Below are 21,321 nucleotides of genomic sequence, written 5' to 3' on the forward strand. Positions count from 1 at the left end.
TACTCATCGGTAACAACGCCGGCGCGCAGTCGCGGCCGGTTCAAGGCTCGACGAAGACCCGAGGTGTGCGGCGCGATGACCCATTACAAGTCCAACCTTCGCGACATCAAGTTCAACCTGTTCGAGGTGCTGGGACGGGGCGCCGTCCTGGGCTCCGGTCCGTATGAGGACATGGATGTCGAGACCGCCGAGGCCGTGTTGGACGAGGTCGACAATCTGGCCAGGACCAAGTTGGCCGAGTCCTTCGCCGCCGCCGACCGCGAACCCCCGGTCTTCGATCCCGAGACCCACACGGCGCCGCTGCCGGCGGCGTTCAAGAAGTCGTTCGACGCGTGGATGGAGTCCGAGTTCTACAAGATCGGCTTGCCCGCCGAGGTCGACGGCCAGCCCGCTCCGCCGTCGCTGCGCTGGGCGATGAACGAGCTGATCCTCGGCTCCAACCCGGCCATCTACATGTACGCCTCCGGTCCCAAGTTCGGCGAGATGATCTTCCGCAACGGCACCGAACGCGATCAGAAGATCGGCAAGCTGATGAACGACAAACGCTGGGTCGCCACTATGGTGCTGACCGAGCCGGACGCCGGCTCCGACGTCGGTGCGGGCCGGACCCGGGCGATTCCGCAGCAGGACGGCAGCTGGCACATCGAAGGTGTCAAGCGTTTCATCACCTCGGCCGAACATGATCTTTCCGATCAGATCATCCACCTGGTCTTGGCCCGTCCGGTCGGCGTCGAAGGCGTCGGCGGACCGGGCACCAAGGGGCTCAGCCTCTTCATCGTCCCCAAGTACGAGTTCGACGTCGACACCGGCGACCTCGGCGAGCGCAACGGTGTCTATGTCACCGGTGTCGAGCACAAGATGGGCCTCAAGGTGTCCAATACCTGCGAGCTCACCTTCGGTGCCGACCAGCCCGCCAAGGGCTACTTGCTCGGTGAGGTGCACGACGGCATCGCGCAGATGTTCCAGGTGATCGAGGACGCCCGGATGATGGTCGGCACCAAGGCGATCGCCACCCTCTCCACGGGATATCTGAACGCTCTCGAATACGCCAAGAGCCGGGTGCAGGGAGCCGATCTGGTCAACAACCGGGACCGGACCGCGCCGCGCGTGACGATCACTCATCACCCCGATGTCCGCCGATCACTGTTGACCCAGAAGTCTTACGTGGAAGGGATGCGCGCGCTCGTCCTCTACACGGCAAGCATCCAGGACAAGGTTGCCCTGGCCGCAGCCGGTGGCGAACCGGATGCCGAGGCCGAGGCGCTGAACGATCTGCTGTTGCCGATCGTCAAGGGCTACGGTTCGGAGAAGTCCTGGACATTGCTCGGCACCGAGTCGCTGCAGACCTTCGGCGGTTCCGGCTTCCTCACCGACTACCCGCTGGAGCAGTACGTCCGCGACGCCAAGATCGACACCCTGTACGAGGGCACCACCGCGATCCAGGGGCAGGACCTGTTCTTCCGCAAGATCATCCGCAACCAGGGCCAGGCCCTGGGGCAGCTGCAGGGTGAGGTCACAGCATTCCTCGAGTCGCAGGCCGGCAACGGTCAGTTGAAGGACGAGCGCGAGCTGCTCGCCAAGGGCCTGGAGGACATCGAGGCGATCGGCACCGCGATGGCGTCCAGTGCGATGGCGGCCGATCCGCGGGTGCCCGGTGGTGATCCGCGCAACCTGTACAAGGTCGGGCTGAACACCTCTCGGCTGTTGTTCGGTCTGGGTGACGTGATCTGTGCGTGGCTGCTGCTGCGTGGTGCCGAGGTTGCTCTCGACGCCCTGAACGGTGAGCTGTCGGCATCGGAGAAGTCGTTCTACGAGGGCAAGGTCGCCTCCGCTCGCTGGTTCGCCCGGACCGTCCTGCCCAAGTTGGCCTCGGAGCGGGTCATCGCCGAGAACACCGACCTCGCTGCGATGGATCTCCCCGAGGACGCCTTCTGACGGCCCCTGAGCCGAAGGGCAGGTGACTCTGGCTGGGCTCGCGAGGCTGCCTGGGCTGCGAGTCTGGGCCAGGCTTACTGCTCCGGCGGTTCCAGGGCCGCTCTGATCGCGACGGCCTGGGACCTTGCCCGCGCGATGAACGTCGTCACGGAGGCGGGAAGTTCGGTCCCGTCCGGGACGTCTGAGGTCGGGATCGCGCTGCTGGGCTGCAGCGCCAGCGGGATGACCCCGGCCCACGCGGTACGGTCTTCGCCGTCGTCGGGCTCGGTGGAGGCTGTCGCGGCACGGATCTTGACGCTCGCGGTGTCCAGCGGGAGCCGGAGGATCAGGGTAGCGGCCAGTTCTTTGGCCGTCGACGGTCGGACCTCGGCCGAGCGGTCGGGGAGCAGCCGATCGGTCAGCGTGGCCAGCGCCGCGATCTTGTCATCGCCCTGCAGAACGGTCGGCGTGCCGAAGATCACCGCGCTGCGATAGTTCATCGAATTGTCGAAGGCCGACCGGGCGACGACGAGGCCGTCGATCAGGGTCACCGCGACCGAGACCGGCGCCCCCGAGGCGGCCAGCCGCAGCGCACCGGCACCGGTCGAACCGTGCAGCAGCACCGCGTCGCCGTCCCGCGCGCAGGCGATCGGCACGACCAGCGGTTCGCCGTCGCGGACCACGGCAAGGTGCGCCACCAGGGCTTCGTCGAGGATCGCGTACAACGCTGACCGATCGGTCGCCTGGCGCTCCGGCCGGCGGCCGATCCGGGTGCGTTGATCGACGTCGAGGTGCTCGTCCTCCATCGCCATCCAATCGTCGTTTGGTTCTGGCTTCGTTCTGGCTGTCCGTCACCGAAATGCCGATTCTTCCATCCCCGTTCGGACCGTCTGGTCACGCTCCCGCCGGTGCCGGAGGTATTCAGCAACCGGGTCAGCTCACCGGGCCCAGATTCTTATCGCGCATCGCGCGGACATCCTCCGCTGCCCGGACCAGCGCCAACGCTGCCTCCAGCACCACGCGGACGACCAGCACCCAGAGCAGCCCAGGGACCCAGCCGAACAGCAGCAGGAGGACCGGCGAGATGAACATGGCGACCGATGTATCGGTCTGCGGTGGCCCGCCGAGCCTGCTGACGGCGGTGTGCGTCGTGGCCGCCAGCACGAAATAGCTGATCGTGCTGCCGATCCAACCGATCGCTGCGATGATCACGGCCAGGATGTAGATGATCTTCACCAGCCCCGGCGTTGCGTAGCTGGCGAAGCTGAAGTCGAACGCCGCCTTCACAGGGTTGGTGTGGGCGTAGCTTCTGCCTCGCGGAGGAGGTCCGGGATGGGACATGCCGCTCATCCTGCCGACTCGGGGGTCAGAACGGCAGCACGTGGACCGGAGTGGGGTGACAAGCGAACGCAGTGTGGCTGTGCATGTACTGTCAACGGCGTGGGTTTGAAGGCATCGCTCCGCCGGTTCATCGGCAAGCCGGGAACGGCAAATCTGGGCAGGCAGCAGTCGCTGGCCGCGTCGGCCGGCGAGTTGGAGGCCGAGCTCGAAGCGCTCGACGACGACGCGCTGCGGGACCGTTACGACGCACTCTGGGGTCCGATGGACACCAAGGCCGAGCTGCGCGAATTCTGTGCGGTGCTCCGCGAGGCGGCTCGCCGGACGATCGGCGAGCGGCCGTTCGACGTCCAGTTGCAGGGCGCGCTCGGCATCCTGGACGGCACCGTGGTGCAGATGGCCACCGGCGAGGGCAAGACGCTGGCCGGGGCGATCGCCGCCCTGGGGATGACAGCCCGCGGCCGCCGGGTCCGGGTGATGAGCGTGAACGACTACCTGGCTCGTCGGGATGCGGAATGGATGGCTCCGCTCTATCGACTGCTCGGGGTCGAGGTCGGCTGGATCACGGCCGGCATCGACCATGATCAACGCAAGGCCGGCTACGCCGCGGACATCTGCTACGGATCGGTCAGCGAGATCGGCTTCGATCTGCTGCGGGACCGGATGCGGACCAGCGTCGACGAGCGGGTCCAGACCGACGCCGACGCCCTGATCATCGACGAGGCCGACTCGGTGATGATCGACGAGGCGAAGGTGCCGCTGGTGCTGGCGGGCAGCCTGCCGGTCGGCGACGACGGCGGCAGTATGGCCGAGATCGTCAGCCAGCTGACCAAGACCGAGGACTACCAGACCTCCGACGACGGCCTGCAGGTCAATCTGACCGACATCGGACTGACCCGGGTCGAGAAGCTGCTCGGGGTGGACAACCTGTACGCCGAGGGCAACGAGCTGCTGCTGACCAAGATCAACGTCGCGCTCTACGCCGAGACGCTGGTGCAGCGCGACATCGACTACATCGTCACCGACGGTGCCGTCCAACTGGTCGACGCCAACCGGGGCCGGGTGGCGCAACGGCAACGCTGGCCCGACGGATTGCATGCCGCGGTCGAGGCCAAGGAAGGGCTCGAGGTCACCGACCGCGGCGAGATCCTGGACACCATCACCGTGCAGGCATTGATCAAGAAGTACGACCTGGTCGGCGGGATGACCGGGACGGCGACGTCGGCCGCCGAGCAGTTCCGGGGCTTCTACGATCTGGAGACCGGCGAGATCGCCAACAACACCCCGTGCATCCGGACCGACGATCCCGACCGGATCTTCGTCGACGACGATTCCCGGGATGCCGCGATGGTGGCGCTGATCAAGCAGGTCCATGATCAACAACGGCCCGTGCTGGTCGGCACGCACAGCGTCGCAGGATCGGAACGGATCGCGGCGATGCTGACCGAGGCCGGCATCGAACCGGCCGTTCTGAACGCCAAGAACGACACCGAGGAGGCCGAGATCATCGCCCGCGCCGGACGGATCGGCGCGGTGACGGTCTCGACCCAGATGGCCGGCCGCGGTGTCGACATCAAGCTCGGCGCCGACGCCGACGAGCATGATCAGGTCGTCGAGCTCGGTGGCCTGTTGGTGATCGGGCACGGGCACTATCACACCCGGCGACTCGATGATCAACTTCGCGGTCGATCCGGCCGGCAGGGCGACCCGGGCAGTTCGGTGATCTTCGTCAGCCTCGATGACGACCCGACGACGGCAGCGTTCCAGGTGCGGAGCACCGAGGTCGACGAGGACACCGGGGAGATCTCCGCGGCCCGCGTCGCCGACGAGGTCGAACACGCCCAGCGGATCACCGAAGGCGCCTTGCTGGACACCCATCGGAACAGTTGGAATTACAGCCAGCAACTGGAATCACAGCGCAATGACGTCGCCGGCTATCGCGACCGGGTGCTGAAAGACGACCTTGCGGCGACCGAGTTCGCCCGACTCCGGGCAGATCGCTGGAAGGAGCTGTCCGAGGACGTCCCCGTCGAGGTGCTGAACGAGGCGGCCCGGCAGGTGATGCTGCACGAGCTGGACAAGGTCTGGAGCGAGCATCTCGCCTTCGCCGATGAGCTACGGGAAGGCATCCACCTCCGGGCACTCGGTCGGGAGACTCCGTTGATGGCGTTCCATGCCGCCTGCGACAACGCCTACCGGGAGCTGCGGGACGGACTACTCGACCGGGCCGCGGCCGCGTTCGACGACGCGGTGATCACCGCCGACGGGCTGGACGAGGAGGCGTCCGGGATGGAGCGGCCCACCTCGACCTGGACCTATATGGTCGACGACATGGCCTTCGGCTCACCGGAGGACCGCTTCCTTCAGGCGCTCGGCGGTGTCATCCGGCACGCGGTCCGCGCCGACTGATCCGTCGGGGTCGCCGGCAGACCGAAGAAGTCCTGAATCTCGGCAACGGTGTCCAGGGCGAGGAAGGTGTGACCCACGATCGGGAAGGCCCGCTTCGTCCCGGGCACCGTGTGTCCGGAACCGTGGACGGTGTAGAGCGTCACCGGTTGGTGTCCGTCCTCGCGGAAGTCGGTGCGTTCGGCGTACATCCCGCGTTCCCGTCCCGGGATCATCATCGTGGTCGGCGCCGTGGTGATCCGGTTGCGGTCGGCGTAGTAGCGGGCGGTCGCCGGAGCGGACAGGCCGCGGCCGCGGGGCCGGAACCCCCACAGGCTGGCCATCCCGCCCTCGTACGGGACAAGCGGGTCCTTGGTGCCGTGGAAGAGGACGACAGGAACTGGCGCGGCATCCGTGGCGTCGGGCCAGAAGTTCTCCCGGTCGGGCTGGGTCGCCGAGATCAGGGCGGCCCCGGTCAGCGCCGTGGGGATCTCGTGGATCAAGCGGATGACCAACTGGCCGCCGTTGGAGTAGCCGACCGCGAAGACGCGTCGATCGTCACCGTGGTAGTGGCTGGACAACAGGTCGACGGCGGCCTCGGCGAACGCGACATCGTCATAGCCCTCGCGGCGGGTCGCGAAGTCCTGGGAACGGCGGGCGTCGTTCCAGTGCTTCCGATAACCGTCGAGGTAGCCGACCACGGCGCCGGACTCGTCGGCGAGCCGGTCGAAGGCATTCGCGGTGAACTCGCGGAACTTCTGTGCGGTCTGATTGGACCCGTGGAAGACCAGAACGATCGGAGCCCTGTCGTCAGATCTGGCGCCGGTGTTGTCGTTGTCCCGGGCGATGATCATGGTGCGGGCCCTGCCGCGGACGTCGAGGGTCTCGGTGGTGATGCTGACAATGCTCATGGCGACCTTCGGTGTGAGGGGTCAGGGGCGGATCGGGTCCAGGAAACGATGCTCGGTGTCGAGTCGGCGGGCCACCGGATCGGTGCGACGGGTCGGACGGTCCGGATCCGGTGCGCTGAACACATCGCGGATCGGCGGCACCAGGTCGCAGCGCGGGCAGCGGCCCTGTTGATCAAGGTCGGTTCCGCAGAGGTGTCGCCAGCGGCGGGTCGGTAGGTCATCGGGATTGGCGTAGGTCTTGCCCCAATGTGCCAGCGTCGCGAGCACCGGTGCGAACGCCAGGCCGGCCTCGGTGAGCAGGTACTCCGGATGGCCGCCGTCACTGCGCTTCTCCAGCAGCCCGTGTTCGACCAGGCCGGCCAGCCGCTGCGCGAGCACGCCCTTGGCGATGTCCAGGTGGGCCTGGAGATCGCTGAACCGGCGAACCCCCAGCAGGCAGTCGCGCAGGATCAGGATCGTCCACCGCTCACCCACGACCTCCAGAGCCCTGGCCACCCCGCAGTCCTGCAGTTCGTAGTCGTTGCCCAACGCCATGACTCCACCGTACCCCCTTTTGGTCTTGTCATAGAACCATCTTGCTGACACAATCGACGGCGATTGAGTCTTGTGACAGGACCAAATGGTGGTTCGAGGATCCCAGAGGAGGACGTCGTGGCAGATCTCGCCGAAGCCGTACCGCTGTCCGGACAGCGGTCCCGGCGGGCGCTGCTGGCGGTTGCATCCGTCGGCACCTTCCTGGCGCTGATGACCTACACGCTTCCGCTGTCCGACGTCGGCACCATCAGCCGGGTGTTTGCCGCCGGCCCGGTCGCCCTGACCTGGATCCTGGGATCGATGAGCCTCGGGTTGACCGTCTCGATGCTCATCGCCGGAACCCTCGCCGATCGCTACGGCCGCCGCCGGATCTTCCAGCTCGGCCTGGCGGTGTTGATCCTCGGTACGGTGATCTGCCTGCTGGCCGGTGCGGCGCCGGCCGGGCTGCGCTCCGCGCTGTTCGTGGTCGGGCGGATCGTGCAGGGTGCCGGTGCGGCGGGCACGATCGCCGCCGCCCTGGCGCTGATCGGCGTCGGCTTCCGGCAGCCGGCCGAGCGGGCGACCGCCAGCGGTATCTGGGGCGCAGCGCTGGGGGCGGGGATCGCCGCCGGCCCGTTCGCAGCTGCGGCGGCCGACCGACTCGGGCACTGGTGGTTGGCCTACGCGCTGATCGCGATCGCCGCCGTCGCGCTCGCGGCCTTCTGCGCCGCGGCCGTCACCGAATCGACCGGTGAACGCCGTCGCTCGGACGCCCTCGGCGTGCTGATCTTCCTGGCCGCGGCGATGTTGATCATGGTCGGGCTGATCGAGCTGCGGAGTACGGCGCCGCGTTGGGTCGCCGGGATCATGATCATTGCCGCGGCCGGCCTGTTCGCCGGATTCGTCCGGCTCGAGCTGCGGCGTGCCGAGCCGATGCTGGACCCGCGCTTCTTCGCCGAACCGCGGTTTGCCGCGGTGCATCTGGCGGCCTTCATCACCGGCGTCGGATCGGTCGGTCTGTTGTCCTTGTCCGGGACCTTCATGATCACCGTGCTCGACTCGAGCGTTCTGCTGTCGGCGATCATGATCGGCATCTGGGCGATCACCAGCGTGCTGGTCTCGCTGGCCTCGCGTTGGCTGCCGGCCTGGATCGCCGGTGGGCGGCAGCTGGTCGCCGGTCTGGTGCTGTCGGGGCTCGGGCAACTGCTGATGACGGCACCGCAATCCGTCACCGGTCTCTGGCCCGGCATGCTGATCGCCGGTATCGGGGTCGGGGTCGTCAACGCCGGGCTCGGCCGCGAGACGGTCGCCAGCGCCCCGGCCGGCAGGGGTGGTCTCGGCAGCGGCGTCAACAACTCCGCCCGCTACCTCGGGTCGGCAATCGGGATCGCCCTGAGCGCGTTGCTGCTGACCACCCTCGGCTGGCCGGTCGCGGTGCTGGTCGCTTCGATGATCTTGATCGCCGGTGCGGTCGCCGTGCTTGCCCTGACCGTACGGGCCGAGCTGCTCAGACCGCGGCTGCCAGCCGCTCGCTGAACTGCCGCGCAAACTCGGCAACCTCGTCGTCACAGATCAGCGTCCAGCTGTAGTCCGGCGGGATCCAGAGCAGCGCCATCAACATCTCGTGGATGGAGCTGCCACCGATCGGCCAGTCCACGGTGCCGTCCGGGCCCGCGGACGACCCTGATGCCCAGACGCCGAAGTAGCTCAGCACCTGTTCCATCGTTGCCCGCATCCGGACCGTGGCGTTGAAGCGCTGCGGTCCGCTGCCGACGCTGACCGTGACCAGTTCGGCGGCCGCTTGGGGTGAGAGCTCGCGCGGTGCGACCCGGACACCGGTCGGGGCCAGGTCGGCCAGCCGGTCGATCCGAAACGTCCGCCAGTCGTCGCGGTCGACGTCCCAGGCGATCAGATACCAACGACGTTCGCGGGGCACCAACGAATGCGGCTCGACCAGTCGTCGACTCTGTACGCCATGGGCAGAGGTGTAGCCGAACCGGAGCCGTTCATGATCACGACAACCCAGCGCCAGTGTCGCGAGCACGTCGGCCTGCACCTGGGCGTCGGCCCGAACAGCTGGGATCGTGTACTGCTGCAACGCCGACACCCGGCGGCGCAGGTTGCGGGGCAGCACCTGCTCCAGCTTGGCCATCGCGCTGAGCGAGGTGTGCTCGCCGTCGCCGACCCCCTGCACGGCGGCAGTCCGCAGTCCGACCGCGATCGCGACCGCCTCGTCGTCGTTGATCAACAACGGTGGCAGATTATCCCCGCTCTCCAGTTGATAGCCGCCGTACGCGCCCGGGTGCGCGGCCACCCGATAGCCGAGCTCGCGGAGCCGGTCCACGTCACGCCGCAGGGTGCGTTCGGAGACCTCCAGTCGCTCGGCCAGATCGGGGCCGGACCAGAAGCGATGGGTCTGCAGCAGGGTGAGCAACCGCAGTGCTCGGGCCGTCGGATCGGTCATGGATCCAAAATAGGCTTGTATGCGGACAGGATCTGTCCGCGAAGCGGATTAGCTTCTCGTTCATGGCGACAACCGAAGCAATCATCGAAGCACGCGGCCTGCGCAAGGAGTTCCCCGGCCGCGGTCGCGGAAAACCACCGGTGCTGGCCGTCGAGGACCTCACCGTCGACATCGAAGCCGGCTCGCTGACCGCCTTTCTCGGTCCCAACGGTGCCGGGAAGTCCACCTCACTCCGGATGTTGACCACACTGCTGGCTCCGAGCGCCGGCTCCGCGACGGTCTGCGGCTACGACATCGTTACCGAACCGGCCGCCGTCCGCGCCCGGATCGGCTACATCGGTCAGAAGAACGGCGCCAGCCAGTATCAACGGGTGCGGGACGAGTTGATGAGTCAGGCGGCGATCTACGGTCTGCGACGGGTCGAGGCCCGGCAACGGGTGGACGAGGCGATTGATGCACTCGAGTTGGGCGAGGTCGCCGGCCAGCAGACGATGAAACTGTCCGGCGGTCAACGTCGGCGGGTCGACATCGCGCTCGGACTGATTCCGGCTCCCGGGCTGCTGTTCCTGGACGAGCCGTCGACCGGCCTGGATCCGCAGTCCCGGGCCAACCTGTGGGAGCACATCCTCAACCTGCGTCAGCGCTACGGGATGACGTTGATCCTGACCACGCACTACCTGGACGAGGCCGACCAGTTCGCCGAACGGGTCCTGGTGATCGATCACGGCAAGGTGATCGCCGACAACACCGCCCGAGCGTTGAAGACAGAACTGGCCGGCGACCGGCTGACCGTCACCGTCGAGGATGACTCTGATTCGACGGCCGACGTTCGGGCCGGTGCGGCAGCGATCATCAGCCGGATCGCTGCCGAGGCCGGCGCCACCGACGACAGCGGGACCGGTACGCCGACCGCCGACGGGGTGCGGTACGTGATCGCGGTCGATCAGGGCGATCGGGTGCTGCCGCGACTGCTCCGCGAGTTGGACGCCGCCGGGCACACCGTGATCGCCGCCGAGCTCGATCGGCCGACCCTGGACGACGTCTTCCTGAACCTGACCGGCCGCAGCCTGCGGGAGGACAACCGGGGCGCCGACGACCCCGCATCGACCAATGGACCCGCATCGACCCCCGTAACCGAATCGCAGATGGCAGGAGCACAACGATGACCACGATCACCGCTCCCGACGCACGACTGTTCGGCCGGCCGTCGGGACTCGTCCGCGACTGCGCGACGGTCTTCGTCCGCGAACTCAAGCCGATGATCCGCGACCCGTTCAGCCTGGTCTTCTCGCTGATGCAGCCGCTGATGTTCCTGGCCTTCTTCGGCCCGTTGCTGAGCGGGATGTCCGGTCGGCCGATCGGCGAGGCGTTCCAGTGGTTCGTGCCCGGCATCGTGGTGATGATCGCGTTGTTCGGCACCGGGATGACCGGGGCGAATCTGCTGTTCGAGATCCAGTCCGGCGCGCACGAACGGATGCTGGTCGCCCCGGTCTCCCGACCGGCGCTGCTGATCGGTCGGGCCTGCAAGGAGATGGTTCCGCTGGTGCTGCAGGCGGTCGTGATCTCCGCTCTGGCTGCGATCTTCGGCTTCCGGCCGTCGATCCCGGGGATGATCAGCGGGCTGGTGATGCTGGCGGTCTTCGGTCTCGGTCTGGGGGCGTTCAGCTACTCGCTCGGCATCATCTCCCGGGAACGGGACTGGATGTTCTGGGCCGTCCAGCAGGGGCTGCTCTTCCCGCTGATGCTGCTGTCGGGAATGCTGCTGCCGCTGGAATCGGGCCCGACCTGGATGCAGCTGCTGAGCCGCTTCAACCCGTTGACCTACATGGTCGACGCCGAACGGGCGCTGTTCAACGGCCGGTTCGCCGATCCGACGGTCTGGCAAGGCATGATCGCCGCCGTGATCGTCGCGGCGATCGGTCTGCTGGTCGGCGTCCGCGCGATCCGGCACAGCATCTGACCACGCGGACCCGGGAGCAGGGTCAGCCGTCGGCGAGGGCGGCCAGGGCGGCGGACACGGCGTCCTCGGCGGCCCGCTCGGCCGCGCGGAGATCGTCCACGGCGTCGTTCGCGGTGTCCCGATCGGCGGCGGCCGCGTCGGCCTCGCGTTCGGCGCGATCCAGTTGCTCACGGAGCTCGTCGACCCTGGTGCTGCGCTGGGCCGCGGTGTCGGCGGCCTTGGCCGCCCGTTCGGTTGCCCGTTCGGTCTGCACCCGGATCCGGTCCAGCGCTGCCTGGGCGGTGTTCAGTCGTTCGATCAGTCGCTCGTGCTCCGCCGCGTCGGCATCCTCGTCGTCGGTGCCGGAGCCGCCGCGGTCATGATCATCATCGTCGGTACCCGCGGCGGCGGCCGGAGCAGGCAGGTCCGGAGCGGCGCCTGCCGCAAAGATCATCTCCGGGCCGAAGCCGCTGTACTCCTGGGCCTGGGGCAACCGGCCGGCCCGGACCCGATCGGCGATCCCGGGGTCGGACAACGCAGCCTGCAGGGTCTCCGAGACCGCCCGTCGGGTGGCCTCGGTGGCGGTGTGGCCCCGGACCTCGGCCAACTGCGCACCGCGTTGGGCCAGCGCCGCGATGGCGGCGTGCCGCTGGCTGGACAACCGGCGCAGGTCGGCGCCGGAAAGGCGCTGTTGAGCCTCGGCCAGGGCCGCTCCGAGGTCGAGCAGGGCAGCAAGATCATCGGCGGCCTGGTCGGCGATCAGATTGACGATCCAGGCCGACCGGGTCGGACGTCGCAACGCCAGTACCTGTTTGGCGAGCTCGCGGTCACCGGCGGCGCGCGCCTCGGTCGCGCGCTGCTTGCGCAGCGCGGTGAACTCCTCGGGTGGGCCGTTGTACAGTTCGGCGGCGATCGCGTCGAGGTCCATCACCCCATCCTGGCCGAAGAATCCCCGATCGGGCGACAGGCCGATCAGTCGGTCGCAGCGTCCAGAGCCCGTGCCAGGCGCCGATGAGTGTCGCCACTCGGGTCGGTGAGATAGGCAACGACCGTCCGATCCTGGTCCACGGCGTACAGCTTCAAGGGGCGCAGCCGGATCCGTCCGAGCAGCGGATGCTGCACCTGTTGATCAACGGGGCGGAACTGCTCCAGGTCACGTCGCTCCCACAGCGCGGAGAATTCGGCCGAGGTCGAACGGAGTCTGTCGACAAGGGAGACGAATGGTGCGGTGTGCAGCAGCTCGGTGGCCTGGGTCCGGAACAACGCGACCATGAACGCGGCATCGGCCTCCCAGTCGACGACCAACGTGCGGGCCTGTGGTGTGCTGAAGGTGTACCAGAGCATGTTGCGCTCATCGCCCTCGAACCGGCCGAAGTCTCCGAACAGCAGGGTGCTCGCACGATTCCAGGCGATCACATCGAAGCGGTGGTTGGTGATCATCGCCGGGCACGGCAGGAGTTGATCAAGCAGCATCCGATAGCCGGGTTGCAAGGCTGGCTGGGGCGTCTCGCGGCTCGGTGGCCGCTGACCGGCGAGCCGGAACAGGTGGGCGGTCTCGGCATCGTCCAGCGCCATTCTCGGGCCAGGCTGGACAGCACCTGGTCCGACGGTCGGATGTCACGGGCCTGCTCCAGCCACGCATACCAGGTGACGCTCACCCCGGCCAGCGCCGCCACATCCTCGCGCCGCAGTCCCGGCGTCCGTCGACGTCCAGCGATCAGACCGGCATCGCTGGGTGAGCGACGTCGGCGGCGGCTGCGCAGGAAGGCGGCGAGTTCCTCCCGCTCGACTCGGGTGGTCATCGCCGATCAGCCTACGTCGCCGCGGTTGCTCTTGGGTGGTGCTCTCGGTGACAGGTCCACGACCGACGGCAGCAGCGGCGTCTGGCAGTTGCCGATCGTCTCCACAAGAGTCGACGCAACGACGGATCGACCGTCGGGAGGTGAAGGTGAGGAATCTCCATGACTACAGGAAATCGGCTTCAGGGCCAGCACGTGATCGTGATCGGCGGCAGCACCGGCATCGGCCGGGCGGTGGTGGATGACGTGGTCGGCGCCGGCAGCATCGTGACCGTTGGCAGCCGGTCGGCGGAGAAGCTCTCTGCGGTCGCCGCTGAGCACGGTGATCGGGTCAAGACCGGGGTCGTCGACGTCACCGACGAGGACTCCGTACGGGCCTTCTTCGCCGCCGCCGAACAATCAGATCATGTGGTGGTCTGCCCCGGCGACATGGCGGTCGGGTCGGCGGCCGACGTTACCCGGTCCGCAATCGACGGCTGCCTGAACACCAAGATCATCGGACAGTTGTGGTGCGTCCGGCATGCACTGCCGTCACTGACCGCGACCGGTTCCATGACGCTGCTCGCCGGAGCCGCCGGATTCCGCGCCTACAGCGGGATGCCGGTCACCGCGGCCGCCAACGCTGGCATCGGCGGCCTCGGCCAAAGCCTTGCCCTCGAACTGGCGCCGCGTCGGGTCAATGTGGTGGTCGCCGGCGTGGTCGACACCCCGCTGTGGTCGGGGATGGAGACCGGACAACGGGAGCAGTTCTACGCAGCAGCGGCGGCGCAGACGCCGGTCGGACGGATCGGACGGCCGACCGACATCAGCGCAACGGTGCTGCACGTGATGATCAACGACTTCATCGACGGTGCGGTGCTGATGGTCGACGGTGGCGCGCTGATCGCCTGAACCCGGCGATCACAGATCCTCCTGGTCGACTCCCAGGTCGGGGACGTACTTGACCAGTGCGCAGTTCTTCTTGATCAACTCGGCGCTGACCCGGTTGCCGGTGGTGCGGTCGATCACGTCGCGCCAGATCTCGTTGTGCCGGAACCAGTCGTCGCCGTGTTGGCTGAAGCCTTCCCGCTGGGCATAGACCGAGTAGGAGTGCGGGATCACCTCCGCCGCCCGCAACTCGCCTTCCAGATAACGTTGCCCGACCTTGGTCCGCAGCTGGAAGGTGGTCGAGGTGTCGTTGCGGAAGCGCAGATCGACGTAGTTGTAGTAGACCGCGCAGCCGACGCCCCAGGGCAGCACCCGTCCGTTGTCGGGGAACGGATCGAAGGAGTGCTCGGAACGTTCGGTCACCGTCAACGGGCTGTGCAGCACCATCCAGTGCAACAGGTTGGCCATCTGGCAGATGCCGCCGCCGAGCCCGGCCTTGGCCTCGCCGTTGTCCAGCAGCATGCCGTCCAGATACCCCTTGCGCCGGGTCGCTTTCCCGACCAGCCGGCAGAACGAGAACTCCTCGCCGGGCTTGATCAGGATCCCGTCCAGGCGGTCGGCGACGATCCGCAGGTTGTGCACCTTGTTGTGCTGCATCCACATGTCCGATTCACCGAGGGTGCGCAGCAGCAGCGACTTGTGCTGCTTGACCCGGATCGGCAAGTCGGTCCGATCATGCTCGGTGGCCCAGTCGATGTTCCACAGCCACCACTTCGCCCGCCGCCGGAGCCGGAGTCCTTCGACCGCCAACGGGTAGATCGCCGGGAAACGTTCGGACAGCCGGGGCCGTCGATCACGCAGTGCCGGCGGCAGTTCGAACGCGGCCTCGGTGTCGGTCCTCGGAGCAAGGGTCGGACTGATCTCTGGTCTCATCTGAACCTTTCTCCAAGCACGCCACCTCGACGTTCCGGGCTGGACGCGTCGCGACGACGTTACTGGCAGATCGGGCCCGGACCCGGTCACGACAGCGTTCTTGCCGTGGCTGTGACCAAGCTGGTGCCTCGCCGTGAGTCTTGCGCTGCTCCGACGGCGCGCCGGAGTCCGACGTCGGGCAGATCCGGACGGTGGTTCGAGGTTGCGCAAATCGGCTCCACTAGATTGAGGCCCATGACCAATGGCGTGCAGAAGGTGGCGATTCTCGGGGCGGGCATGATCGGCGAGGTGCATCGCCGAGCGGCGGTGCTCGCCGGCGCACAGGTGGCGGGGGTGCTGGCCTCCAGCCCGGAACGGTCCCGAGAGGTTGCCTCTCGATGGGGTGTCGAACATGCTTACGCCGACATCGACGAGGTGATCGGCTCCGACGTCGACGCCGTCCACATCTGTACGCCGAACTCCTACCACGTGCCGTACGCGATCGCGGCGCTGGAGGCGGGCAAGCACGTGCTGTGCGAGAAGCCGCTCGGCGTCAGCCTGGACGACGCCAAGAAGGCGGCGGCCGTGGCGGAGCGGACCGGACTGGTGAACACCATTCCGTTCGCCTATCGGTTCCACCCGATCGCCCGCGAACTGCAGGCCCGGGTCCGTTCCGAGGAGTTCGGTGCGCCCAACCTGATCCACGGGTCGTACCTGCAGGACTGGATGTTGGACCCGAACGCCAGCGGCTGGCGGGTCGACCCGGAGGCCGGCGGTCCGTCGCGGGCGTTCGGCGACATCGGTTCGCACTGGTGCGACCTGGCCGAGTGGGTGACCGGTGAGCGAATCGTCGAACTGGTCGCCGACACCTCGATCGCGATCCCGCAACGACCCTCGGGCACGGCCGCCTCGTTCAGCGCGGCCGCCGGCGAAGGTCCGCTGGTCGACGTGGTGACCGAGGACAGCGCGCTGATCCTGTTCAAGACCGACAAGGGGACCTCCGGGTCGGCGGTGATCAGCCAGTTGGCCGCGGGCCGCAAGAACCGGCTGTGGTTGGAGGTCGATGGAGCGGCGCACAGCGCGGTCTTCGACCAGGAGCACGCCGAGGAGCTGTGGATCGGCGGCGACGCGGAGTCGATCACCGTCGTCCGCGATCCGAACAACGGCTCGGCCGAGCAGCGCCGGCTGTCCCAACTGCCTGCCGGCCACGCCCAGGGTTACGCCCAGTGCTTCGAGAACTATGTCGCCGACAGTTACGCCGCGATCGCCGCGCACAACGGATCGGGCGAGGCGCCGCAGGGGCTGCCGACCTTCGCCGACGGGCTGCGCGCCGCCGAGATCTGCGACGCGATGCTGCGTTCGACCAAGTCCCGCGCCTGGGAAACCGTCTGATCCGGTACCGGTTGTTGTGCTGCGGTGTGGTCCGGGCGATCAGCCCTCACAGCTCGATGATCGGCGGAAGTTCGTCGACGTCGTCGGCCGCCAGGAATCGTCGGGCCGCCGATTCGACGGCAAGGTTCTGCTCCGCCTCACCGGGGAACTCGGCGTGGCCGGCGGTGCAGACGACCAGCCGCTTGGTGCCGGCCAGCGCGTGGTAGACGGCGAACTGGCCGCGCGGATCGACCGCCGGATCGGTCCGGGCCGCGCTGACCTGGACGTCGATGCTGATCTCGGCCGCCGCCAGGGTGCTGTCGAAGTAGTCCAGCATCGGCCGGTGCTCGGGATGCCCGAGCAGATGCTGCCGGACGGCCTCGCCGCTGCCGGTGCAGCGCCGGGACAGCCGGATCGGGAAATACCCGAAACTCGGGACATGCAGCGTCGCGCGCCGGAACCGGTCGTCCCACGGCAGGGCCAGGGCCCCGATCCCGCCGCCGAAGCTGCCGCCCCGGTAGTCCAGACAGGCCGCGGCATCGGGATAGCGCTGCAGCAGGATCGTCGCCGCCCGCCAGATGTCGGCGGCGCTGAAACGATGCGCATACCGGTACCGGTCGCCGATCCCGATCAGCACGTGCTCGCTCCCGGGCAGCCCACCGGCATTGATCGGCAGCCACGGCGCCACCGGAAAGATCGCGGCCGCGTTGTCGGCCACCTGCAGCGGGTCGGGCAGTTCCCGGCCGCCGTACCCGTGGCTGATCACCAGGCCGCGCCGGACCGGTTGCCGGTCGCCGGGCCCGACCAGCCAGCCGAGCACCCGGCCACCGGACGATGATCGAAAACTGATCAGCTCGATCGATCGACCGCCGGCCGAGCAGTCGCGTTCGATCCGGACCTCGCCGGCCGGTGCGGTGAGTTCGACGTAGGTCTCCCGCCAGAACTCGGCGAAGTCGTCGGGCGGCCGCAACGGTGGCAGCGGGGTGAGCAGCTCATCCAGCGGATAGCTGGTGAATTCCTCGCCATCGGGAAACCGGTGATCAGGCACCCGTCGGACCCTAGCGTCATCGCCCCTGGACGTCGCCGGGCAGGTCAGTTCTTGTACGCCGACTCGCCCGGTTTGCCGAATCCCTTGCTGCTGTCGTCCAGGACCAGCACCCAGTCGTTGCCGTCCTTGATCTTGCCCGGCGGATCGAAGGTGTGGGTCCCGATGTTGGTGATCTTGCCGATCGACGACGCCTTGCCGGTGCGCGGGTCGTACCACCAGGCCGTCACCTGATCGCCGGAGATGTGGCCCAGCTTCAGCGAGAACGCCCGTCCGGTGTGGATGTAGGCGAACAGGTAGTCCTCACCGCGGGTGGTCAACACCCGGTCGTGTTGATGACCGGGGTTGCCGTCGATCACGGTCGGGTCGGGGATCCGTTTGAAGTAGGGCCGGGACAGCATCAGATCCTGCAGATGCCGCAGCTGGCCGGCGCCCGGATCATCCATCGTCTCGTACCAGAGCTCGGCGACGTCGTAGCCGTTGACCGGCGGATCGGTCTCCACATGCATCGGCATCACACCACCGTTGCCGTAGGTGTGCCCGCAGGAACCGCCGAACACCGACCAGTACGCATAGCGCCGGACGTCGGCGTCGTTCCAGAACGGCAGGTTGAAGTCGTAGATCCCTTGATGGATGTGCTCGTAGCTGGGCTCCCCGTCCAGCGTCGGCTTGGCCGGGTAGTAGCCGTAGTCGGCCTGGACGTACATCCAGTTGTCCTCGGCCTTCCAGTTGGTCGCCAGGTCGACGCCGACATTCGACGGGCCGAGCCGGGAATAGATCTGGTCGTAGTTGCCGTGGCCGGACTGGAACATGTTGAAGTCCAGCCAGGACTCGTTGTTGAACCAGGTGGAGGAGGAGAAGCGACCGTTGGGATGGAACGTCATCAGATGATCGGGATCCTCGGCCCGGATCGCCGTGGCCAGGTTCTGCCAGACCTCGGTCTTCTCGGTGCCCATCGCGTCGCCGCCGTTCAGCCAGACGATGTTGGGGTAGCTCTTGTACCGCGCCGCCAACCACTGGCCGTACCAGGTGGCGTCCTCGGCGGTCAGGTAACCGCCCTTGACGAACTGCCGCCAGACCGCGTCCATCCCCAGATAGATGCCGTGCCTGGCCGCCTCGTCGAGCATCGCGGTGACGTGCTTCCAGTAGGGCGGATTGGGCTTGCGGACGTTGCCGCCGATGAACGCCTTGTCGCCGTAGTAGTTGACGAAATCGGGGCTGGCCGGGATGACCTGCAGCAGCACGACGTTGAACTGCTTGTCCTGGCGGTTGCCGAAGTAGCGCGGCAGTTCCTGACGGTTGAGCTTGTGCAGCAGCCAGGCGGTGTCGGCCGTCCAGAAGAACGGGGTGCCGTTCTGATGCTGCAGATAGCGGCTGTTCTCCGACACCTGCAGCTTGCCGTTCTGCCACGGCCCGGGCAGGTTCGCGGCCGCGTCGCCGCCGGTGTCCGCGGCCGCAGACGTCGTGCTGGCGGTGGCGGCTCCGACTCCGGTCACCACGCTCGCGGCGAGCACGCGCCGACGCGAGATCCCGGTGCCCGGCGCGGGGCTGGTCGATGAAGATTCGTCCGACATGGTTCCTCCGTGACTCTGATCTGCTCTGATCGAGGCCCGCCGGGCCCGGCAGCGGCAGATGTTGGACCAGTTGACATGTGCGGCGCGCTGCTGGGAGCCCTCCGAAGCGGGTATTCAAGCGGTCCTGCGTGGATATGCGTGTTCAGCATAGCGTGTTGCCCGGCGGCCGGCCGAGCCGGTCATCGGCCGGCGTCTATTCTGCGCGGGACGGGCAACGAGGTTTGCCGGTCGGTGCGTGGACCAGGGCGAGGGGTGGATCAGTGGAATTGTCGCGGGAACGGGATCTGTCCGGCGATGTCGAGACGGCAGCCCGGGCCCTGCTGGGCTGCCTGATCCGGCGCGGCCCGGTGGCGGTCCGGATCGCCGAGGTGGAGGCGTACGACGGTCCGACCGATCCGGCAGCCCATACCCACAACGGAAAGACCGACCGCAACTGGGTGATGTTCGGCCCGGCCGGACACCTGTACGTCTACTTCAGCTACGGCATGCATCACGCCGCCAACGTGTCGGCCGGGCCGGTCGGCCGCGGTAGCGGTGTGTTGTTGAGGTCCGGCGAGGTGGTCGACGGCATCGGGATCGCCCGCGATCGTCGGGGCCCGAGGATCAGTGATCGTGATCTTGCTCGTGGCCCGGGCCGGCTGACCCAGGCGCTCGGCATCACCCGACCCGACAACGGCACCGACCTGCTCGCCGCCGGTCCGGAGCCGACCATCACGCTGACCGCCTCGGAGTCTCCGGTGATCAAGATCAACACCGGCCCTCGGGTAGGGATCACCAAGGCGGTAGACAAACCCTGGCGGTTCTGGATCGCCGACGACCCGTACGTCTCCGACTATCGGCCCGGAGTGATCAGAGCTCGGTCAGCGAAGACATCAGCGTCGGAATGAATTCCGCCACCGTCGGATGGATCGGCAGCGCATCGCGCAGTTGCGGGTAGCGCACCCCGGCCTGCATCGCCAGTCCGAGCTGCTGGACAAGATCATCTCCGTGCATCCCGAAGAAGGTGGCGCCGAGCACCTCCTCGGTGTCGCCGTCCACCAACACCCGCATCAACCCGATCGTCTCGCTGTCCAACACCGCGCGACTGACACTCGACATCGGCACCTCGGCCTGCAGCACCCGCCGCCCCGACGACCTGGCCTCGGCTTGCGTCATCCCGACCCTGCCCAGCGGCGGGTCGGTGAACATCGCGTACGCGGTGATCCGGCCGTCGACCGTACGCTCCGGATCGAGCAGGATCTGGCTGTCCTGGTAGGCGGTGTGGGTGAAAGCGCCGTGTCCGTTGATGTCCCCGAGCGCCCAGACGCCGGGCACCGAGGTGGCGAACCGGGAGTCGATGGCGATGAAACCCCGGTCGTCGATCTCGAGCCCGTGGTCCTCGCCGAGCAGATCGATGTTGGGCCGTCGACCGGCCGCGATCAACAGCTGGCTGCCGGTCACGATGCTGCCGTCGTCGCAGCTGACCGAGATCCGATCGCCGTCCCGGGCGACCTTCTCGGCCCGGGCCTCGACGACCCGTACGCCTTCGCCGGTCAGCAGGTCCTTGATCGCCGACGACACGTCCGGATCCTCGCGCGGCGCGATCGAACCGATGATCGTCACCCGGGAGCCGAACCGGCCGAACATCTGGCCGAACTCGCAGCCGATGTAGCTGCCGCCGATCACGATCAACTCGGCGGGGAGTTCGGTCAGTTGCAGCAACTCCACCTCGGTCAGATGGTCGACCTCGTCGAGACCGGGGATCGGCGGAACCGCCGCCCGCGCGCCGAGATCGAGATACACCTCCGGGGTGCTGAGTTCCCGGTCGCCGGCGATGACCCGATGATCACCGGTGGTGGAGCTGATCAGTCGCGCGGTCTGATGGATCACTTCCAGGCTCGGTAACGAGTCCAGCCAGTCCGACAGCCCGGACCGCATCGAGTCGATCATGGTATGCATCCGCTGCATGACGGCCGGGAAGTCGACCCGCACCTCACCGGTCCGGACGCCGAAGTCGGCCGCTCGGCGGGCGCTGTGCGCGGCCACCGCGCTGGCCCGCAATGCCTTGGTCGGACGGCAGCCATGATTGAGGCAGGTGCCGCCGACCTGTTCGTACTCGATGAGGGCGACCTTCCGGCCGTTGCCGGCGAGTTCCCCCGCCACACCCGGCCCGGCCTGGCCGGCGCCGATCACGATCGCGTCGAAGCGTTCCATGCGGTCACTCTAATGTCGTGAGTCGCAGCAACGGGCGGGAAGCGCTGTCCCGACATCACCGGTCACAAGAACCACTTGAGTTGCACGCGGGTGAGC

At 67.7% G+C, this 21,321-nt stretch carries 19 protein-coding genes and 1 pseudogene; 8 read left to right on the forward strand and 12 right to left on the reverse strand.

The genetic code is table 11. From position 1 onward, the window contains the following. The first annotated feature begins 75 nt into the window (after positions 1-75). Positions 76-1,935 (forward strand): acyl-CoA dehydrogenase, encoded by a 1,860-nt coding sequence (locus tag BLU38_RS15520; protein ID WP_091526212.1) that lies wholly within the window; start codon positions 76-78, stop codon positions 1,933-1,935. A 74-nt stretch (positions 1,936-2,009) separates the two neighbouring features. Here BLU38_RS15520 and BLU38_RS15525 read toward each other — a convergent pair whose 3' ends face one another. Both BLU38_RS15525 and BLU38_RS15530 read right to left on the reverse strand, forming a co-directional pair. Continuing rightward, on the reverse strand, positions 2,010-2,726 hold the full coding sequence (locus tag BLU38_RS15525) for a pyridoxamine 5'-phosphate oxidase family protein (protein WP_091526214.1): 717 nt from the start codon (positions 2,724-2,726) through the stop codon (positions 2,010-2,012). Between the two features lie 121 nt (positions 2,727-2,847). Beyond that, entirely contained in the window at positions 2,848-3,255 is a 408-nt protein-coding gene (locus tag BLU38_RS15530; RefSeq protein ID WP_157683492.1) for a DUF4282 domain-containing protein, read from the reverse strand. 99 nt (positions 3,256-3,354) lie between these two features. Here BLU38_RS15530 and secA2 point away from each other — a divergent pair, with 99 nt between their 5' ends. Then, complete coding sequence (secA2, locus tag BLU38_RS15535; RefSeq protein WP_197679732.1) at positions 3,355-5,661, forward strand: accessory Sec system translocase SecA2; 2,307 nt, start codon at positions 3,355-3,357, stop codon at positions 5,659-5,661. On the opposite strand, the gene BLU38_RS15540 is transcribed toward secA2, so the two are convergent. Continuing rightward, a complete protein-coding gene (locus BLU38_RS15540; RefSeq protein WP_091526220.1) occupies positions 5,616-6,548 on the reverse strand; it encodes an alpha/beta hydrolase family esterase in 933 nt (310 codons plus the stop codon). The two genes, secA2 and BLU38_RS15540, sit on opposite strands and share 46 nt — an antisense overlap. 21 nt (positions 6,549-6,569) lie before the next feature. Continuing rightward, positions 6,570-7,082: a winged helix-turn-helix transcriptional regulator gene (locus BLU38_RS15545; protein WP_091526221.1), complete on the reverse strand. Its 513-nt coding sequence runs from the start codon at positions 7,080-7,082 to the stop codon at positions 6,570-6,572. Between the two features lie 117 nt (positions 7,083-7,199). On the opposite strand from BLU38_RS15545, the gene BLU38_RS15550 reads away from it, so the two are divergent. Next, positions 7,200-8,597 carry an MFS transporter gene (locus BLU38_RS15550; protein WP_091526223.1) on the forward strand — a complete coding sequence of 466 codons (1,398 nt, stop codon included), beginning with the start codon at positions 7,200-7,202 and terminating at the stop codon, positions 8,595-8,597. Here BLU38_RS15550 and BLU38_RS15555 read toward each other — a convergent pair. Beyond that, the gene (locus BLU38_RS15555; RefSeq protein WP_091526227.1) at positions 8,569-9,525 is read right to left on the reverse strand and encodes a helix-turn-helix transcriptional regulator; all 957 of its coding nucleotides are present in this window, start codon (positions 9,523-9,525) and stop codon (positions 8,569-8,571) included. The genes BLU38_RS15550 and BLU38_RS15555 overlap by 29 nt on opposite strands. 62 nt (positions 9,526-9,587) lie before the next feature. On the opposite strand from BLU38_RS15555, the gene BLU38_RS15560 reads away from it, so the two are divergent. Then, positions 9,588-10,691, forward strand: coding sequence for an ABC transporter ATP-binding protein (locus BLU38_RS15560; protein WP_091526228.1), 1,104 nt, complete (start codon positions 9,588-9,590; stop codon positions 10,689-10,691). After that, positions 10,688-11,485: an ABC transporter permease gene (locus BLU38_RS15565; protein WP_091526230.1), complete on the forward strand. Its 798-nt coding sequence runs from the start codon at positions 10,688-10,690 to the stop codon at positions 11,483-11,485. Before BLU38_RS15560 ends, BLU38_RS15565 begins: the two co-directional genes overlap by 4 nt. Before the next feature lie 22 nt (positions 11,486-11,507). On the opposite strand, the gene BLU38_RS15570 is transcribed toward BLU38_RS15565, so the two are convergent. The 3 genes and pseudogenes from BLU38_RS15570 to BLU38_RS32380 all read right to left on the reverse strand — a co-directional run. Further along, positions 11,508-12,392, reverse strand: coding sequence for a hypothetical protein (locus BLU38_RS15570; protein WP_091526232.1), 885 nt, complete (start codon positions 12,390-12,392; stop codon positions 11,508-11,510). 44 nt (positions 12,393-12,436) lie between these two features. After that, positions 12,437-13,039, reverse strand: coding sequence for an MmyB family transcriptional regulator (locus BLU38_RS15575; protein ID WP_231919863.1), 603 nt, complete (start codon positions 13,037-13,039; stop codon positions 12,437-12,439). A gap of 14 nt (positions 13,040-13,053) precedes the next feature. Beyond that, positions 13,054-13,266, reverse strand: a pseudogene (locus BLU38_RS32380) (helix-turn-helix domain-containing protein); the annotation flags it as partial. Positions 13,267-13,425: 159 nt separating this feature from the next. Between BLU38_RS32380 and BLU38_RS15585 the strand changes: the two are divergent. Then, a complete protein-coding gene (locus tag BLU38_RS15585; protein WP_091526239.1) occupies positions 13,426-14,154 on the forward strand; it encodes an SDR family oxidoreductase in 729 nt (242 codons plus the stop codon). Positions 14,155-14,163: 9 nt separating this feature from the next. On the opposite strand, the gene BLU38_RS15590 is transcribed toward BLU38_RS15585, so the two are convergent. Next, positions 14,164-15,063, reverse strand: a complete 900-nt coding sequence (locus BLU38_RS15590) for a VanW family protein (RefSeq protein ID WP_091526240.1) — start codon at positions 15,061-15,063, stop codon at positions 14,164-14,166. Between the two features lie 234 nt (positions 15,064-15,297). Here BLU38_RS15590 and BLU38_RS15595 point away from each other — a divergent pair, with 234 nt between their 5' ends. Next, entirely contained in the window at positions 15,298-16,434 is a 1,137-nt protein-coding gene (locus BLU38_RS15595; protein ID WP_091526244.1) for a Gfo/Idh/MocA family protein, read from the forward strand. Between the two features lie 46 nt (positions 16,435-16,480). Here the strand turns inward: BLU38_RS15595 and BLU38_RS15600 are convergent, their stop codons facing one another. Both BLU38_RS15600 and BLU38_RS15605 read right to left on the reverse strand, forming a co-directional pair. Further along, the gene (locus tag BLU38_RS15600; protein WP_091526246.1) at positions 16,481-17,461 is read right to left on the reverse strand and encodes an acetylxylan esterase; all 981 of its coding nucleotides are present in this window, start codon (positions 17,459-17,461) and stop codon (positions 16,481-16,483) included. A 44-nt stretch (positions 17,462-17,505) separates the two neighbouring features. Next, positions 17,506-19,032: a glycoside hydrolase family 140 protein gene (locus BLU38_RS15605; protein WP_091526248.1), complete on the reverse strand. Its 1,527-nt coding sequence runs from the start codon at positions 19,030-19,032 to the stop codon at positions 17,506-17,508. A 260-nt stretch (positions 19,033-19,292) separates the two neighbouring features. Here BLU38_RS15605 and BLU38_RS15610 point away from each other — a divergent pair, with 260 nt between their 5' ends. Then, positions 19,293-19,919, forward strand: a complete 627-nt coding sequence (locus tag BLU38_RS15610) for a DNA-3-methyladenine glycosylase (protein WP_231919864.1) — start codon at positions 19,293-19,295, stop codon at positions 19,917-19,919. Here BLU38_RS15610 and BLU38_RS15615 read toward each other — a convergent pair. Beyond that, positions 19,882-21,225: a mercuric reductase gene (locus BLU38_RS15615; RefSeq protein ID WP_091526252.1), complete on the reverse strand. Its 1,344-nt coding sequence runs from the start codon at positions 21,223-21,225 to the stop codon at positions 19,882-19,884. The two genes, BLU38_RS15610 and BLU38_RS15615, sit on opposite strands and share 38 nt — an antisense overlap. Positions 21,226-21,321: the final 96 nt, after the last annotated feature.

The sequence above is a fragment of the Microlunatus soli genome (genome assembly GCF_900105385.1).
GTDB lineage: Bacteria > Actinomycetota > Actinomycetes > Propionibacteriales > Propionibacteriaceae > Microlunatus > Microlunatus soli.

Bases quoted from the DNA above. Each gene is read 5' to 3' on its own strand.
- BLU38_RS15565 (WP_091526230.1), top strand. From the start codon at position 10,688: ATGACCACGATCACCGCTCCCGACGCACGACTGTTCGGCCGGCCGTCG.
- BLU38_RS15540 (WP_091526220.1), bottom strand. From the start codon at position 6,548: ATGAGCATTGTCAGCATCACCACCGAGACCCTCGACGTCCGCGGCAGG.
- BLU38_RS15555 (WP_091526227.1), bottom strand. From the start codon at position 9,525: ATGACCGATCCGACGGCCCGAGCACTGCGGTTGCTCACCCTGCTGCAG.
- BLU38_RS15585 (WP_091526239.1), top strand. From the start codon at position 13,426: ATGACTACAGGAAATCGGCTTCAGGGCCAGCACGTGATCGTGATCGGC.
- BLU38_RS15520 (WP_091526212.1), top strand. From the start codon at position 76: ATGACCCATTACAAGTCCAACCTTCGCGACATCAAGTTCAACCTGTTC.
- BLU38_RS15570 (WP_091526232.1), bottom strand. From the start codon at position 12,392: ATGGACCTCGACGCGATCGCCGCCGAACTGTACAACGGCCCACCCGAG.
- BLU38_RS15545 (WP_091526221.1), bottom strand. From the start codon at position 7,082: ATGGCGTTGGGCAACGACTACGAACTGCAGGACTGCGGGGTGGCCAGG.
- BLU38_RS15615 (WP_091526252.1), bottom strand. From the start codon at position 21,225: ATGGAACGCTTCGACGCGATCGTGATCGGCGCCGGCCAGGCCGGGCCG.
- BLU38_RS15525 (WP_091526214.1), bottom strand. From the start codon at position 2,726: ATGGCGATGGAGGACGAGCACCTCGACGTCGATCAACGCACCCGGATC.
- BLU38_RS15575 (WP_231919863.1), bottom strand. From the start codon at position 13,039: ATGGCGCTGGACGATGCCGAGACCGCCCACCTGTTCCGGCTCGCCGGT.
- BLU38_RS15595 (WP_091526244.1), top strand. From the start codon at position 15,298: ATGACCAATGGCGTGCAGAAGGTGGCGATTCTCGGGGCGGGCATGATC.
- BLU38_RS15560 (WP_091526228.1), top strand. From the start codon at position 9,588: ATGGCGACAACCGAAGCAATCATCGAAGCACGCGGCCTGCGCAAGGAG.
- BLU38_RS15590 (WP_091526240.1), bottom strand. From the start codon at position 15,063: ATGAGACCAGAGATCAGTCCGACCCTTGCTCCGAGGACCGACACCGAG.
- BLU38_RS15605 (WP_091526248.1), bottom strand. From the start codon at position 19,032: ATGTCGGACGAATCTTCATCGACCAGCCCCGCGCCGGGCACCGGGATC.
- BLU38_RS15530 (WP_157683492.1), bottom strand. From the start codon at position 3,255: ATGTCCCATCCCGGACCTCCTCCGCGAGGCAGAAGCTACGCCCACACC.